Source organism: Streptococcus catagoni (assembly GCF_011421425.1).
Lineage (GTDB): Bacteria > Bacillota > Bacilli > Lactobacillales > Streptococcaceae > Streptococcus > Streptococcus catagoni.
This window is the reverse complement of record NZ_WPCW01000001.1, coordinates 512,473-527,135: the sequence shown is the minus strand read 5'-3', so window position 1 is coordinate 527,135 and position 14,663 is coordinate 512,473. Positions and strand designations below refer to the sequence as shown.

16 protein-coding genes are annotated in these 14,663 nt (G+C 38.1%); 14 read left to right on the top strand and 2 right to left on the bottom strand.

What is annotated here, in order from left to right; translation table 11 throughout:
* Nucleotides 1-14: 14 nt before the first annotated feature.
* Nucleotides 15-320 (bottom strand): hypothetical protein, encoded by a 306-nt coding sequence (locus HBN42_RS02530; RefSeq protein WP_165993409.1) that lies wholly within the window; start codon nucleotides 318-320, stop codon nucleotides 15-17.
* A 335-nt stretch (nucleotides 321-655) separates the two neighbouring features.
* Between HBN42_RS02530 and trhO the strand changes: the two genes are divergently transcribed.
* Nucleotides 656-1,642: an oxygen-dependent tRNA uridine(34) hydroxylase TrhO gene (gene trhO / locus HBN42_RS02525; RefSeq protein WP_165993407.1), complete on the top strand. Its 987-nt coding sequence runs from the start codon at nucleotides 656-658 to the stop codon at nucleotides 1,640-1,642.
* Between the two features lie 245 nt (nucleotides 1,643-1,887).
* On the opposite strand, the gene HBN42_RS02520 is transcribed toward trhO, so the two are convergent.
* Nucleotides 1,888-2,064, bottom strand: coding sequence for a DUF3042 family protein (locus tag HBN42_RS02520; RefSeq protein WP_165993405.1), 177 nt, complete (start codon nucleotides 2,062-2,064; stop codon nucleotides 1,888-1,890).
* A 133-nt stretch (nucleotides 2,065-2,197) separates the two neighbouring features.
* Here HBN42_RS02520 and miaA point away from each other — a divergent pair, with 133 nt between their 5' ends.
* The 13 genes from miaA to HBN42_RS02455 all read left to right on the top strand — a co-directional run bounded on the left by miaA (nucleotide 2,198) and on the right by HBN42_RS02455 (nucleotide 14,653).
* Nucleotides 2,198-3,097 carry a tRNA (adenosine(37)-N6)-dimethylallyltransferase MiaA gene (gene miaA, locus HBN42_RS02515; RefSeq protein WP_165993403.1) on the top strand — a complete coding sequence of 300 codons (900 nt, stop codon included), beginning with the start codon at nucleotides 2,198-2,200 and terminating at the stop codon, nucleotides 3,095-3,097.
* Between the two features lie 76 nt (nucleotides 3,098-3,173).
* The gene (hflX, locus tag HBN42_RS02510) at nucleotides 3,174-4,412 is read left to right on the top strand and encodes a GTPase HflX (protein WP_207927389.1); all 1,239 of its coding nucleotides are present in this window, start codon (nucleotides 3,174-3,176) and stop codon (nucleotides 4,410-4,412) included.
* Nucleotides 4,405-5,043: a cystathionine beta-lyase gene (locus HBN42_RS02505; RefSeq protein ID WP_165993399.1), complete on the top strand. Its 639-nt coding sequence runs from the start codon at nucleotides 4,405-4,407 to the stop codon at nucleotides 5,041-5,043. The genes hflX and HBN42_RS02505 overlap by 8 nt, the downstream gene beginning before the upstream one ends.
* A gap of 14 nt (nucleotides 5,044-5,057) precedes the next feature.
* Nucleotides 5,058-5,987, top strand: a complete 930-nt coding sequence (gene rnz, locus HBN42_RS02500) for a ribonuclease Z (protein ID WP_165993397.1) — start codon at nucleotides 5,058-5,060, stop codon at nucleotides 5,985-5,987.
* A complete protein-coding gene (locus HBN42_RS02495; protein WP_165993395.1) occupies nucleotides 5,987-6,751 on the top strand; it encodes an SDR family NAD(P)-dependent oxidoreductase in 765 nt (254 codons plus the stop codon). Before rnz ends, HBN42_RS02495 begins: the two co-directional genes overlap by 1 nt.
* Entirely contained in the window at nucleotides 6,748-8,949 is a 2,202-nt protein-coding gene (recJ, locus tag HBN42_RS02490; protein WP_165993393.1) for a single-stranded-DNA-specific exonuclease RecJ, read from the top strand. Before HBN42_RS02495 ends, recJ begins: the two co-directional genes overlap by 4 nt.
* Nucleotides 8,950-9,084: 135 nt before the next feature.
* Entirely contained in the window at nucleotides 9,085-9,603 is a 519-nt protein-coding gene (locus HBN42_RS02485) for an adenine phosphoribosyltransferase (RefSeq protein ID WP_165993391.1), read from the top strand.
* Nucleotides 9,604-9,818: 215 nt separating this feature from the next.
* Complete coding sequence (locus tag HBN42_RS02480) at nucleotides 9,819-10,499, top strand: DnaD domain-containing protein (protein WP_165993390.1); 681 nt, start codon at nucleotides 9,819-9,821, stop codon at nucleotides 10,497-10,499.
* Entirely contained in the window at nucleotides 10,499-11,149 is a 651-nt protein-coding gene (nth, locus tag HBN42_RS02475; RefSeq protein WP_165993388.1) for an endonuclease III, read from the top strand. Before HBN42_RS02480 ends, nth begins: the two co-directional genes overlap by 1 nt.
* A gap of 75 nt (nucleotides 11,150-11,224) precedes the next feature.
* Complete coding sequence (locus tag HBN42_RS02470; RefSeq protein WP_165993386.1) at nucleotides 11,225-11,914, top strand: tRNA (adenine(22)-N(1))-methyltransferase; 690 nt, start codon at nucleotides 11,225-11,227, stop codon at nucleotides 11,912-11,914.
* Nucleotides 11,901-12,689 carry a Nif3-like dinuclear metal center hexameric protein gene (locus HBN42_RS02465; RefSeq protein ID WP_165993758.1) on the top strand — a complete coding sequence of 263 codons (789 nt, stop codon included), beginning with the start codon at nucleotides 11,901-11,903 and terminating at the stop codon, nucleotides 12,687-12,689. The genes HBN42_RS02470 and HBN42_RS02465 overlap by 14 nt, the downstream gene beginning before the upstream one ends.
* Before the next feature lie 14 nt (nucleotides 12,690-12,703).
* Nucleotides 12,704-13,525 (top strand): ZIP family metal transporter, encoded by an 822-nt coding sequence (locus HBN42_RS02460; RefSeq protein ID WP_165993384.1) that lies wholly within the window; start codon nucleotides 12,704-12,706, stop codon nucleotides 13,523-13,525.
* Between the two features lie 24 nt (nucleotides 13,526-13,549).
* Nucleotides 13,550-14,653, top strand: coding sequence for an NAD(P)/FAD-dependent oxidoreductase (locus tag HBN42_RS02455; protein WP_165993382.1), 1,104 nt, complete (start codon nucleotides 13,550-13,552; stop codon nucleotides 14,651-14,653).
* The last annotated feature ends 10 nt before the right edge of the window (nucleotides 14,654-14,663 follow it).

Here is a 14,663-nt window from a genome sequence, read left to right as displayed (position 1 = left end):
TTTTTAATGTTCTTTTAGCTAATGAGAAGTTTGGTAATGATGATATCTTGGTCAGGATACTTGGCTTTTAAATCTTTAACAACTTGACTGTAGACTTGCTCTATTTCTTGTCTTTTTTCAGGAAAATTGTGGCCAACATAATGGAACTGACTTTCAATTGTTAAAAAGAGATCATGAAAAAGGGTATTTAGTTTGTCTAATTTATCCAGTAATTCCTGATCTTCTTTAATGAATTCAGGTATTTGCTTGTCTTCACCAAGTTGAGCATCAGTAACTGTTAAGGGGTAGGTGCCGTATTCTAAGCATAGTTCATAAGTCATGTTCTAACTCCTTTTTGAGGTCTTTTAAAATGGAAGATCAGCCTAGTCTGTTTGCAGTAGTTTAGCTGTAGTTTGATTCTTCTTTGAGCAGTCATCTCTCTTGTGACCTATTAGCCATAGGCAGTTTGACGTCAAGGTCTGAATTTTCCAGAAAAGCTGACGTCTTTGACTTAAGCACATTCTGACATATTATTTTTGGCAAGTCAAATAGTTGAAACTTTTAAGCAGGAAATCCCTTTAACATTGTGACAAAGTGTACAAGCTTATTTTTTGCATCTGTCTAAAGAATGGCGATATAATAGAAATTATAGAATTATTTTATTATAGGAGATATGATGTCAAAAAAAATTAGAGTACTTCTCTACTATAAATATGTTAACATTGAAAATGCTAAAGACTATGCTCAAAAACACCTAGCTTTTTGTAAATCAATAGGTCTTAAAGGACGCATTTTGATTGCTGAAGAAGGCATTAACGGAACTGTCTCTGGAGACTATGAAACAACTCAGAAATATATGGATTGGGTTCACAGCGATGAACGTTTTGCAGATCTTTGGTTTAAAGAAGATGAAGAAGACAAACAAGCTTTCAAGAAAATGTTTGTGCGTTATAAGAAAGAAATTGTTCATTTAGGCCTAGAAGATAATGGCTTTGATGCTGATATTAATCCTTTGGAAACAACAGGACAATATCTATCACCTAAGGAATTTAAAGAAGCCCTTCTTGACGAAGATACAGTTGTCCTTGATACTCGTAATGATTATGAATATGATTTGGGACATTTCCGTGGAGCAGTGCGTCCAGATATCCGTAATTTCCGTGAACTTCCTCAGTGGGTTCGTGATAATAAGGATAAATTTATGGAAAAACGTGTGGTTGTTTATTGTACGGGCGGTGTACGCTGTGAGAAATTCTCAGGCTGGATGGTTCGTGAAGGCTTCAAGGATGTTGGACAATTGCATGGAGGGATTGCCACCTATGGAAAAGATCCAGAAGTTCAAGGAGATCTTTGGGATGGTGCTATGTATGTTTTTGATGAACGAATAGCAGTGCCTATTAATCATGTCCAACCAACTGTTATTGCTAAGGATTATTTTGATGGGCAACCATGTGAACGCTATGTTAACTGTGCTAATCCGTTTTGTAACAAACAAATTTTTGCAACAGAAGAAAATGAAGCAAAATACCTTCGAGCTTGTTCTCCTCAGTGTCGCGCTCATGAAAAGAACCGCTACGTATCAGAAAATGGACTAAGCCGAGAAGAATGGCAAAATAGACTTGCAGCCCTTGGTGAAAGCTTGCCAGAATATGCAGGTGCATAAAGACTAAAAAGATTCAGTTTTCCTCTGAATCTTTTTTACTTGCTTTAACTTTTGGATTTTGCGCTTTGAGAGAAGTATTGCCCTTGGTATTTCAGATCTAAGCCTTTAGATGTAATAGAAAAGCAAAGAACTTACACCTTTTGATTAATAGAAGGTATAAGTTCTTCACTTTTATTACTGATATGAGATTAAGACTTGTCTGTAAAGAATTTCTGCATAGAAAATCTTTTTGATCCAGCCTCTTCTTAGCGTGCTACACGGCGACGTGCAGCTTTTTTACGGTTTTCTTCGATGAAGGCTTCTTTTTCTTCTTCGGGTTCAATAATTGTTTTTTTAACAGCAAAGACAGCTCCTGCAACCGTAGCAACTGTAGCAAAAACACCTGTTGCTAAGCCTTTTGCGAATTGATATTTCTTAGTCATAACTTTCTCCGTTTCTATACTTAGACACAATCAGTGTCTTGAATACTTATGTTATAATATATGGTAACGGAAAAAGCTAGAAATATCAAGAAAAAGATGTTTCATAAACCTCTTTTTAAAATAGAAAGTTAAAATGGATTCAAAAGGAAAAATCATTCTTATTGTTGGTCCAACAGCAGTTGGAAAGACACATTTAGGTATACAATTAGCAGAGCGCTTTGAAGGAGAAATCATCTCTGGTGATAGCCAACAAGTTTATAAGGGCTTAGATATAGGAACTGCTAAAGCCAGTAAAAAAGAGCAAGAGCAGGCTGTACATCACCTGATTGATATTAGAGAAGTCACTGAAGGCTATTCTGCCTTTGATTTTGTGCAAGATGCTAGAAAGGCCATTGAAGAGATCAGAGCTAAAGGTAAGCTACCGATCATAGTTGGTGGCACTGGCCTATATTTGCAAAGCCTACTTGAAGGCTATCATTTAGGAGGCTCATTGGATCAAGATGCTCTTTTAGCTTATCGTTCTGAGCTTGAAAAACTTTCTGATCAGAGCCTTTTTGATCAGCTTGAGACCAAGGGGATTCATATCAAGGAACTAAATAGAAGACGTGCCATCAGAGCTCTGGAATTAGACCGCTTTGGCAAAGATTTAAGTAATGAAGACTTTCCTTATCAAAGTTTAGTGATTGGTTTAAATGATGAGCGCCAGATTATTTACGACCGTATTAATAGACGGGTTGATGACATGATTGCAAAGGGACTAGTAGAGGAAGCTAGGTATTTATATGAAGAGCATCCTGATGTTCAAGCCAGCCGGGGTATTGGCTATAAGGAGCTTTTTCCCTACTTCTCAGGTGATATGAGCTTGGAAGAGGCTAGTGAGAAGTTAAAACAAAACACACGACGATTTGCTAAAAGGCAATTGACCTGGTTTCGAAATAGGATGTCCGTTTCCTTTTATTCCATTACGGACCAAGATTATCCCAAAAACATCTTTTCCCTAGTGAAAGATTTTCTTGAAAAAAAGAATCAGTAGCCTTTTAAAAAAATGAAAAGAACTAGATTTATGTTATAATAAGCTTTATGGATTTTGGAGGATTAGCTAATTGGCAATGACAAAAACAGAACTCAAAAAAGAGCGTGTGATACTCCTAGGCGTATGTCTACAAAGAACTGAAAACTTTGACATGTCTATGCAAGAATTGGCTAGCCTTGCTGAAACTGCTGGTGCTCAAGTTGTTGGAAATTACAGTCAAAAAAGAGAAAAATATGATAGTAAAACCTTTATTGGCTCTGGGAAATTAGCAGAGCTAACAGAAATCATTGAAGCAGACCAGGTTGATACGGTGATAGTTAATAACCGTCTGAGCCCCCGGCAAAATGCTAATTTGGAAACCATTCTCCAAGTTAAGGTCATTGATCGCATGCAATTGATTTTAGACATCTTTGCAATGAGAGCTAGAAGTCATGAAGGAAAACTACAAGTCCATCTAGCTCAGCTAAAATATATGCTACCTAGACTGGCTGGACAAGGGGTTATGCTAAGTAGACAGGCCGGTGGGATCGGAAGTCGTGGCCCCGGAGAAAGTCAGTTAGAATTAAATCGTCGGTCCATTCGTCATCAAATTACAGACATTGAAAGACAACTTGCCATTGTTGAAAAGAACCGTCAAACAATTCGTGACCGTAGATTGGAGTCGGATGCCTTTAAAATTGGCCTAATTGGTTATACCAATGCTGGTAAGTCAACCATCATGAACCTCTTAACAGATGATAGGCAGTATGAAGCCAATGAACTCTTTGCAACCTTGGATGCCACAACAAAGAGAATTTACTTGCAGGATCAATTTCAGGTGACTTTAACAGATACCGTCGGTTTTATCCAGGATTTGCCAACGGAGTTAGTGGCTGCCTTTAAATCAACTTTGGAAGAAAGCCGTCATGTAGACTTACTTTTACATGTTATAGATGCCAGTGATCCCAACCATTCTGAACATGAAAAAGTTGTTTTAGATATTTTAAAAGACTTAGATATGCTAAAGATTCCACGCTTAGCAATCTATAATAAAATGGATAAGACTGAAGTTTTGAGCGCAACAGCATTTCCCAACATTAGAATTTCTGCAAAAGATAGAGAAAGTCGGAGAATTTTAAGAAACCTACTTATTGATCAGATACGTGATCTTTATCAACCTTTTTCCCTTAAGGTAGGTCAGGATAAGGCTTATAAACTTTATGATTTAAATAGGGTTGCCTTATTAGATCCTTATTCCTTTGATCAGGAAGTAGAAGAAATCTCTGGTTATATTGCAAGCAAAAATAAATGGAGATTAGAAGATTTTTATGAGTGATTATATAGAATTAGCTTTAACTTATGGTGGTTTTACAAGTTTAGACCGTCACTATTTGAAAAATATATTATCAGAACTAAGTGATCAAGAAAAATTATCCTTTATAACCCCACCACCAAGTGTCATTAATGCTTATTTTGCTGAAATCTACCAAAAGCAATTTCCAAAGGCTGCAACAGACTACTATTTGGAGTTGACAAGTGCCTTACGCTTAGAACAGAAATCTCCAAGTTTCAAAGAAGACAAACCTTTTGTCAGACTCAACCTCTCAGGAAGGGCCTATGGTTTTGCTTATGAAAATTCGCAAGAAGAAATTGCTATCGTCTTTTCTGAGCTACCATCTTTTCCAAGTCAGGAATTACTCTTTGAAATTGCTCAGATCTTCCCACATTATCTGGTCTATCTTGAAAGTGAGGTTATCAAGATGAAACCCAATGTCTTTAAAGACATTGAGCAGACAGACAAGTATCAAGATTTAGGACAGTTGACCAAAGAATACCAGTTAAATGACAGATTAAGACTTTTGAGTGGCTACAACAGTCAAGAAATATTAGAGCTCAGTCAAAAAATCTCTGGTCGTTTTTATTATGGCTGTGAACAAAGAGAATTCAAACTGTATATAGAAAATTAGAAAGTATAGAATGTATGGAATTACAATTTTTAGGGACAGGAGCTGGTCAGCCAGCAAAGCAGCGTAATGTTTCAAGCTTAGTCTTGAAACTCTTGGATGAAATTAATGAAGTTTGGATGTTTGATTGTGGAGAAGGAACACAAAGACAAATTCTTGAAACCACTATTAAACCTCGAAAAATTCAAAAAATATTTATCACCCATCTCCATGGAGATCATATCTTTGGCCTTCCAGGTTTTTTATCTAGTCGTGCCTTCCAAGCCAGTGACGAGCAAACAGATATAGAGATTTATGGACCTATAGGGATAAGAGCCTTTGTTCAAAACAGTTTACAAGTTTCAGGATCAAGACTACCTTATCGGATTCATTATCATGAATTTTCAGAAGATAACTTAGGTAAGATTTTAGAAACTGACAAGTTTGTGGTCTATGCAGAACGTCTGGCACATACTATTTTTTGTCTGGGCTACCGTATTGTTCAAAAAGACTTGGAAGGAACCTTGGACGCTGAAGCTTTAAAAAATGCAGGTGTCCCTTTTGGTCCCTTATTTGGCAAAATCAAAAATGGACAAGATATTGTCTTAGAAGATGGCCGGGAAATCCTAGCTAAAGATTTTATTTCTGCTCCAAAAAAAGGTAAAATTATTACTATCATTGGAGATACCAGAAAGACCTTTGCCAGTGAACGCTTGGCCAAGGATGCAGATGTTCTTGTGCATGAATCAACTTATGGCAAGGGTGATGAACGTTTGGCAAAAAACCATGGACACTCAACCAATATGCAGGCTGCTCAAATTGCTAAGGCAGCCAATGTCAAGCGACTACTCTTAAACCATGTTTCAGCTCGTTTTTTAAGCCGTGACTGTCGTCAAATGGAAAAAGATGCAGCAAGTATTTTTGAAAATGTTAAGATTGTTAAAGATTTAGAGGAAATAAGTATATAATGGCAGAGCGTATCATCCTAATTACTGGAGCTAGTGGTGGACTTGCAGAAGAGATTGTGAAACAATTACCTGAAGAAGATTTTCTCTTGCTGGTGGGTAGAAGTAAAGAAAAATTAGAAAAGCTCTATGCAGACAGGCCTAATAAACGTTGTATTGGTATGGATATTAAAGATGTTAAGGCCATAGAGAAGACTGTAGATCTTTTATGGGCAGACTTTGGCCATATTGATATTTTAATTAATAATGCTGGATTTGGAGATTTTAAGACATTTGATCACTTTACTAGTCAGCAAATAGAAGAGATGTTTGAGGTTAATACCCTAGCTAGTATCCATTTTGCACGCTTACTAGGGAAGAAAATGGCTTCTTTGGGACGTGGTCATATTGTCAATATTATTTCTATAGCAGGGCTCATTGCCTCAAGTAAGTCAACTATCTATTCCGCTACCAAGTTTGCAATGATTGGTTTTTCCAATGCACTTCGTTTGGAATTGGCTGACCAAAATGTCTATGTGACCTCTATAAATCCAGGACCTATTGCAACCAAGTTCTTTGATCAAGCCGATCCTTCAGGCCAATACCTCAAAAGTGTTGGTAAACTGACATTGAAACCAGAAAAAGTAGCAGCCAGAGTCATTGCCATCTTAGGAAAAAATAAGCGGGAGGTAAACCTGCCTTTCACCTTGGCTTTGACCCACAAGTTCTATACCTTGTTTCCTAGAATTTCTGATTTTCTCGCAAGAAAGGTTTTTAACTATAAATGATTAATGCTAAGTATGATTGGAAAATATCAAAGGAGAAGCCAGATGATGGCTTCTTTAAACTAGTCAAATCAAAAGGTTTAAATGAGACAGCAGCTGATATTCTCTACCATCGGGGGATCACCCAAACAAAAGCTGTGGAAGACTTTTTAAGTGCTGATTTATCTCTACTTCATGATCCCTATCTCTTAAATGACATGGATAAAGCTGTCAACAGGATAAGAACAGCTATTGAGAATGCTGATAACATTCTGATTTATGGTGACTATGATGCAGATGGCATGACCTCAGCCTCTATTATGAAAGAGACTTTGGAGATGATGGGTGCTGAAGTTCTCGTTTATCTTCCTAATCGTTTTACAGATGGCTATGGCCCCAACCTTAGTGTCTATAAATATTTCATTGAACAAGAAAAAGTATCCTTGATTATCACTGTAGATAATGGTGTTGCAGGTCATGAGGCTATCTCTTATGCCCAGGAGTGTGGAGTGGATGTTATTGTTACAGATCATCACAGTCTACCTGGGACTTTACCAGATGCCTTTGCCATTATTCACCCTGAGCATCCCCAAGCAGATTATCCTTTCAAGAAACTTGCAGGTTGTGGGGTAGCCTTTAAATTAGCCTCAGCTCTTTTAGAAACTGTTCCGACAGAGTTCTTAGATTTGGTGGCTATAGGTACCATTGCAGATATGGTTTCATTGAAAGACGAAAACCGTGTCCTGGTTAAAAACGGCCTACAAGTCCTCAAAAGGACAGAGAGAGTTGGCTTACAAGAATTGATGACATTGTCTAAGGTAAACTTTGATCACTTTGATGAAGATGCCATAGGCTTTAAGATTGCACCACAACTCAATGCTTTGGGCCGCCTGGATGATCCAAATCCAGCTATTGAACTGTTAACAGGCTTTGATGATGAAACTGCTTCTGAAATTGCTCTGCAAATTAATCAGAAAAATGAAGAAAGAAAAGCTTTGGTCCAAAGGATCTTTGAAGAAGCTGTGCATATGGTTAATCCAGCTAAAAGTGTTCAGGTTTTAGCTAAAGCTGGCTGGCATCCTGGTGTACTTGGTATAGTGGCTGGGCGTATTATGGAGGAAACTGGACAGACAGTTATTGTTTTAAACATTGAAGATGGTCTGGCAAAAGGTTCTGCAAGAAGTATTGATGCTTTGAATATTTACCAAGCCCTAAGCTCTTGTAGTAAGCTCTTAAGTGCATTTGGAGGGCACAGTGGAGCAGCAGGAATGACCCTGCCTGAGAATAATATCGCTGCCCTATCTGATGCTCTTTGTCAGTATGTTGAGGATCATCATATTGATTGTCAGCAAAAAAATGCCTTGCTTATTGATGATCAATTGGATTTGAGCCAACTGAGCTTGCAAACCTTGAAAAGCTTAGATCAACTGGCACCCTTTGGCATGGACAACAAAAAACCTATTTTTTATCTTAATGATTTCCATATTAGCCAAGCCAGAACAATTGGTGCTGATAAGAGTCATTTGAAACTACGCTTGAAAAAGGGTTCTGTAGAAACTGACTTGTTGGCCTTTAATCTTGGTCATTTAAGTCAGGAGTTTCAACAGGTAAAAGGCCTTGAGCTGGTGGTGAGCTTGTCAGTTAATATATGGAATGGGAATACCAGCCTACAATTAACCTTAGTGGATGCGCGTGTTGAGGGAGTGCAGCTCTACGATATCAGAGCAAAGAGTGTGCCTTTGCCAGCAGAAGTGCCCCTAATCTCTGATGAGGCGGAAGGTTTAGAGGTTGTTATTGATCAGATACCAGAAGAAATTGAGCCCTTAAAGGAAAAATTAGGGGCCAAAGATTTTAAGGCTATCTACTTTAAAAATAGGATTGAAAAGCCTTATTATTTGACAGGTTTTGGGAGCAAGGAACAGTACAAAAGGCTTTATAAAACTATTTATCAATTTCCTGAATTTGATATACGTTACAAGCTAGAAAGCCTGAGCCAATACTTGAACATTGAGAAAATTTTATTAGTAAAAATGATTCAGATCTTTCAAGAACTAGGCTTTGTTAAGATCGAAAACGGTCTAATGACAGTAAATAAACAGGCTGAAAAACGTGATATTGCTGACAGTCAGCTATACCAGGAATTAAAAAATCTTGTCAAGGTTCAGGAATTAATGGCCTTAGGGACCCCTCAGGAAATCTATCATTTTCTGACAGGCAAGTAGTAAAGTTCTTTCTTTGTTTTTAGAATGCAAAACCTAGAATAGTCTGAGCTTTAATTTACGAAAAAATCAATTCGTGATATAATGAAGAGTATTTTATTTTTGGCCACAGGCCTCTAGAAAGAATTATGATTGATTATGGACTTAACAAATTATATTGCTTCAATTGAGAATTATCCGCAAGAAGGGATAACTTTCCGTGATATCTCACCTTTAATGGCAGATGGAAAAGCTTATAGCTATGCCATTCGCGAAATTGCTCAATATGCATGTGATAAAGAAATTGATATGGTCGTTGGACCTGAAGCGCGAGGATTTATCATTGGATGTCCCGTAGCTGTTGAACTTGGTATTGGTTTTGCACCTGTTCGTAAACCAGGTAAGTTACCAAGAGAAGTTGTCTCAGCAGATTATGAAAAAGAGTATGGACTTGATACTTTAACTATGCATGCCGATGCTATTCAGCCTGGACAACGTGTCTTAATTGTTGACGATTTGTTAGCCACAGGCGGAACCGTTCAAGCGACTATTGAAATGATTGAAAAACTTGGCGGGGTAGTTGCCGGTTGTGCATTCTTGATTGAGCTAGAAGGCCTTAATGGCCGTGATAAACTTGGTGATATTGATTATAAGGTATTGATGAATTTCCCAGGTTAAGCTTTCATAAAAAACTGATAAGAAGATCAGAAGGTAGACGAAGTTATAAATTCTGTTTATCAACATTTTTTAACTGACTATTTCCTAGAGAAATCTTATGATAGACAAAGGTATTGGCCAGAGAAGTAGAGGTCTTTGCCTTACTACTTAAGAAAGTATCAAAAGAAAAAGGTTAGTAAAAGATTTTCTAAATTTAGGACATGGATAGAGGGATTATGAGTTTTCTTGAATATTATAAGTCAGGCCAACTGGTCTTACCAAGTGCCTTACTTTTCCACTTTAAAGATATTTTTTCCACTACTGAAGATTATTTGGTATGGCAATTTTTCTATCTGCAAAATACAACTGCTCTAGATGATTTAACCCTCAGCCAAATTGCAGAAGCTTTGGGTAAGACAGTGGCAGATATTAATAAGTCCATTTCAAACTTAAGTAGTCAAAATTTACTGGATATGAAGACTATCACCATTGCTGATGAAATTGAAACGATTTTTGATCCAAGTCCAGCCCTAGAAAAACTTGATCAGCTGCTGACCCATAATAATCTGGCAGATGAGCAAGAAAGTGATCAACCTAATCAGTTTAAAAAGATTGTTGAAGAGTTTGAGCGGGAATTGGGACGCTTTTTAAGTCCTTTTGAATTAGAAGATTTAGAAAAAACCATCAAAGACGACAAGACTGATATAGACTTGGTTAGAGAAGCTCTTCGCGAAGCGGTTTTTAATGGTAAGACAAATTGGAAGTATATTCAAGCCATTTTGCGCAACTGGCGTAAAGAAGGTATTAGGAATGTCTACCAAATTGAAGAAAAGAATCGCGCGCGTGAGGGTTCAGATCCATCCAATGTGAAGGTTTCAGATGATTTCTTGTCAGCAATGAACCTATGGAGTGACTAATGCGTATTGGAAAAGCAAGGCTTAAGACTGTTTTACAAATAATTGGCCAAATGTTTCCTCAGGCAAAGGGTGAACTAGAGTGGGACAAACCCTTTCAACTTTTGATTGCAGTCATCTTATCTGCTCAGACAACAGATAAGGCTGTTAATAAGGTTACCCCACTTTTATGGGAAAAATACCCAGAAATTGAAGATTTAGCAGCTGCTAACTTAGAAGATGTTGAAAACTGTCTAAGAACAATTGGACTTTACAAAAATAAAGCCAAAAACATTATTAAAACAGCTCATTTAATCTGTCAGGAATTTGATGGCCAGGTACCTCGGTCCCATAAGGAATTGGAAAGTTTGCCTGGTGTCGGTCGAAAGACTGCTAATGTGGTACTAGCAGAAGTTTATGGAGTACCTGCCATTGCAGTGGATACTCATGTGTCGCGCGTAGCAAAACGATTAAATATTTCAGCAGCAGATGCCGATGTTGTCCAGATTGAAAAGGATTTGATGGCTAAAATACCCCAAAAAGATTGGATTACAACCCATCATCGTTTGATTTTCTTTGGACGCTACCATTGCCTAGCTAAAAATCCTAAATGTAGCATTTGTCCAGTTCAGTCCTATTGCAAGTACTATAAAGAGGTCTATAAAAAAAGATAGCTATAAAAAGGCTTTCTTTTTTTATGATTATGAATTTGTTATAATGAAGGCAGTAATAGATAGAAAGATTAGATAATGGAAAGTAATTTATCCAAACGATTAAGAAATGTGGCAAGCTTTGTTCCTAAGGGAAGCAAACTATTAGATGTAGGGAGCGATCATGCCTATCTCCCTATTTTTTTAATGGAGGAAAAGCGGATTGGGTCAGCTATTGCTGGAGAAGTGGTCAAAGGTCCTTATGAATCAGCTCTAAAAAATGTCTCTCAGGCAGGTTTGCAAGACAAGATTCAAGTGCGTTTAGCCAATGGCTTAAAAGCTTTTGAACCATCTGATCATGTGGACCTTATTACTATTTGTGGCATGGGTGGACGCTTAATTGCTGATATTTTAGAAGCTGGTAAGGAGAAGTTGCAAGAGGTGAAGCGCCTGGTGCTTCAACCCAATAATCGAGAAGATGATTTGCGACAGTGGTTGATGGCTAATGATTTTACCATTGTTTCTGAAACGATAATGATTGAAAATGACAAATATTATGAAATCATAGTGGCTGAACATGGTAAGGAGATCTTATCTGCCAAGGAATTACGCTTTGGTCCATTCTTATCTCGTGAAAAGTCACAAGTCTTTAAAGGTAAATGGCATAGAGAAATCGACAAGCTAAGCTATGCCTTGTCCTGTGTTCCAGAAGTTAAACAAGAGGAGCGCTCAGCTATTCTCCAAAAAATGAAAAATATAGAGGAAGTGTTAGATGATGAAAGTAAGTGAAATCATTAAGGTCTACGAAGACTATTGTCCTAAGAGCCTTTCATTGGAAGATGATGTAGTGGGGCTTCAAATTGGTAGTCTGGAAAAAGAGGTTAAGACCCTCATGATTGCCCTGGATGTTAGAGAACAAACCGTTGAAGAAGCTATTGCAAAGGGTGTTGATCTTATTATTACAAAACACGCACCTATCTTTAAACCTCTTAAGGATTTGGTTTCGTCACCGCAAAGAGATATCCTACTTGATTTGGTAAAGCATGATATTGCTGTTTATGTTAGTCACACCAATATTGATATTGTCCCAGATGGTTTAAATGACTGGTTCTGTCAAAAGTTGGGCATTGAAAAGACAAGTTACTTGAAGGAAACACAAGAAGGCTATGGACTTGGTCGCATTGGCGAGATTAAAGCGCAAAGCTTAGAAGATTTCTCCTTACTGATCAAGGAGACCTTTCAATTAGATGCAGTTCGTTTGATTAGATATGCTGGTGCCAATCCTTTAATTAAGCGGGTTGCCATTTGTGGCGGAAGTGGCGATGACTTTTATAAATCTGCCTTAAAAAAGGGTGCTGATGTCTATGTTACTGGTGACATTTACTACCATACTGCTCAGGAAATGTTAACGGAAGGGCTCTATGCTATTGACCCTGGACATCATATTGAAGTTTTATTTGTTGAAAAAGTTTATGAAAAGATGCTAAATTGGAAAAAAGAGGGCAAGTGGGATATTGCCATTATAGCTAGTGAACAATCAACCAATCCTTTTAGTCATCTTTAATAGTGGAGTCGTATATGGATTGGATTGCTAAAGAAAATATTGTTTTTTTGGCCTTAATTGCTGGCTTATTTACCTGGTTTTGTACAATCATTGGTGCAGCCATCGTTTTCTTTTTTAAAAAGATTAGTCGTAAATTACTAGACACTATGATGGGTTTTGCTGCGGGAGTAATGATTGCAGCTTCTTTCTGGTCTCTTTTAGCCCCCTCTATAGAATTTGCTAAAGATAGTTATGGTTCCTTTGCCTGGTTCCCTGCGGCTATTGGTTTCTTAGTGGGAGGTGTTTTTTTAAGGAGTATTGATGCTATTGTTCCGCATCTGCATCTTAATAAAGAGCTTTCAGAAATGGAAGGTATACAGCCTCCAAAGAAACTCTCAAAAACTGCTCTTTTGTTTTTGGCTATAACCATTCATAATATACCAGAAGGCTTAGCTGTCGGGGTCACTTTTGGGGCTTTAGCCCATGGTCATTTTTCACAGGCTGCATTAATAGGAGCCATTAGTTTGGCCATTGGGATTGGTCTTCAAAACATACCAGAAGGAGCTGCTCTGTCTATTCCAATCAGAGCTGATGGCAAATCACGTCTGAAGGCTTTTTATTGGGGTGCGATGTCAGCTGTGGTTGAACCTCTTGGTGCGGTCATTGGTGCTGCCTTAGTCTTAAAGATGCTGCCCATCCTGCCCTACGCCCTATCCTTTGCAGCTGGGGCTATGACCTTTGTAGTGGTTGAAGAATTAATTCCTGAATCACAATCTAATGACAATACTGACCTGGCAACTCTAGGCTTGATGCTTGGATTTGTTATTATGATGGTTATGGATGTGGCGCTGGGGTGAAGACTTAGCTAAGGAAAGGGAAAAATGAAAGTTGCAATTATTGGTGCTGGTATTGTTGGTTCAACAGCAGCCTACTATTTACGAAAAAATAAGGTTGAAGATGTGACTATCTTTGATGATGGAGAAGGACAGGCCACTAAAGCAGCGGCAGGTATTATCTGTCCTTGGTTTTCAAAAAGACGTCATAAGGCTTGGTATCGTTTAGCTAGTTCTGGAGCAGAATTCTATCAAGATTTAATAGAAGATCTGAGTAAAGACGGCTTTGATACCTCTTTTTATCGGCAAAATGGTGTGTTAATCTTAAAAATGGATGAAAGAAAACTGGAGGATCTGCTGCAGTTAGCTCTTGAGCGGAAAAAAGCTTGTCCCATGATTGGAGAGCTGGCCATCCTTGATAAAGCAGAAGCTCAAGGAATCTTTCAAGGAATCGAAGGCTTTACTAAAGCTTTATATGCTTCAGGTGCAGCACGCATAGATGGGGCAAAGCTCTGTCACACTTTACAAAAAGCAGCGGCTTATCCCATCTATAAAAGAAAGGTTAGTTTCAGGCAAGAAGGAAGCTCCTTTATCATTGATGAAAAAAGATATGATTATGTGATTTTAGCTAGTGGTGCCTGGCTGGGGGATCTCTTAAAACCCTTAGGCTATGAGGTAGCTATTAGGCCTCAAAAGGGTCAATTACTTGACTTTGAGACCAGGGCAAAAGACAGCAGCCATCACTTTCCAGTGCTTATGCCTGAAGGAGAAATAGATATCATTCCTTTTGATCAGGGCTTAATCTCAGTAGGCGCCAGTCACGAAAATGATCAGGGCTTTGATTTGCAAGCTGACCAGACCATTTTAAAGCAGCTCAGGGAAGAGGCTCAAAAATACTACCCAGAATTAAGGGAGTCTGCTCCTTACCAAGAACGTATTGGAACACGGGCCTATACAGATGATTTTTGTCCTTTTTGGGGACAAGTTCCCCATATGGAAGGGGCTTATGCTGCAAGTGGTTTAGGCTCTTCTGGACTAACAGTTGGTCCTAAGATTGGTAGAGAATTGGTTTCTTTACTTTTAGGTCAAAAAGTGAGTTTAGACAGTGATGATTACCCTATTGGAAGTTATATCTCCTATGATAAAAAGTGACACTACTATA

Coding starts and splice junctions, on each gene's coding strand:
- HBN42_RS02530 (WP_165993409.1), bottom strand. CDS start 320: ATGACTTATGAACTATGCTTAGAATACGGCACCTACCCCTTAACAGTT.
- trhO (WP_165993407.1), top strand. CDS start 656: ATGTCAAAAAAAATTAGAGTACTTCTCTACTATAAATATGTTAACATT.
- HBN42_RS02520 (WP_165993405.1), bottom strand. CDS start 2,064: ATGACTAAGAAATATCAATTCGCAAAAGGCTTAGCAACAGGTGTTTTT.
- miaA (WP_165993403.1), top strand. CDS start 2,198: ATGGATTCAAAAGGAAAAATCATTCTTATTGTTGGTCCAACAGCAGTT.
- hflX (WP_207927389.1), top strand. CDS start 3,174: ATGACAAAAACAGAACTCAAAAAAGAGCGTGTGATACTCCTAGGCGTA.
- HBN42_RS02505 (WP_165993399.1), top strand. CDS start 4,405: ATGAGTGATTATATAGAATTAGCTTTAACTTATGGTGGTTTTACAAGT.
- rnz (WP_165993397.1), top strand. CDS start 5,058: ATGGAATTACAATTTTTAGGGACAGGAGCTGGTCAGCCAGCAAAGCAG.
- HBN42_RS02495 (WP_165993395.1), top strand. CDS start 5,987: ATGGCAGAGCGTATCATCCTAATTACTGGAGCTAGTGGTGGACTTGCA.
- recJ (WP_165993393.1), top strand. CDS start 6,748: ATGATTAATGCTAAGTATGATTGGAAAATATCAAAGGAGAAGCCAGAT.
- HBN42_RS02485 (WP_165993391.1), top strand. CDS start 9,085: ATGGACTTAACAAATTATATTGCTTCAATTGAGAATTATCCGCAAGAA.
- HBN42_RS02480 (WP_165993390.1), top strand. CDS start 9,819: ATGAGTTTTCTTGAATATTATAAGTCAGGCCAACTGGTCTTACCAAGT.
- nth (WP_165993388.1), top strand. CDS start 10,499: ATGCGTATTGGAAAAGCAAGGCTTAAGACTGTTTTACAAATAATTGGC.
- HBN42_RS02470 (WP_165993386.1), top strand. CDS start 11,225: ATGGAAAGTAATTTATCCAAACGATTAAGAAATGTGGCAAGCTTTGTT.
- HBN42_RS02465 (WP_165993758.1), top strand. CDS start 11,901: ATGAAAGTAAGTGAAATCATTAAGGTCTACGAAGACTATTGTCCTAAG.
- HBN42_RS02460 (WP_165993384.1), top strand. CDS start 12,704: ATGGATTGGATTGCTAAAGAAAATATTGTTTTTTTGGCCTTAATTGCT.
- HBN42_RS02455 (WP_165993382.1), top strand. CDS start 13,550: ATGAAAGTTGCAATTATTGGTGCTGGTATTGTTGGTTCAACAGCAGCC.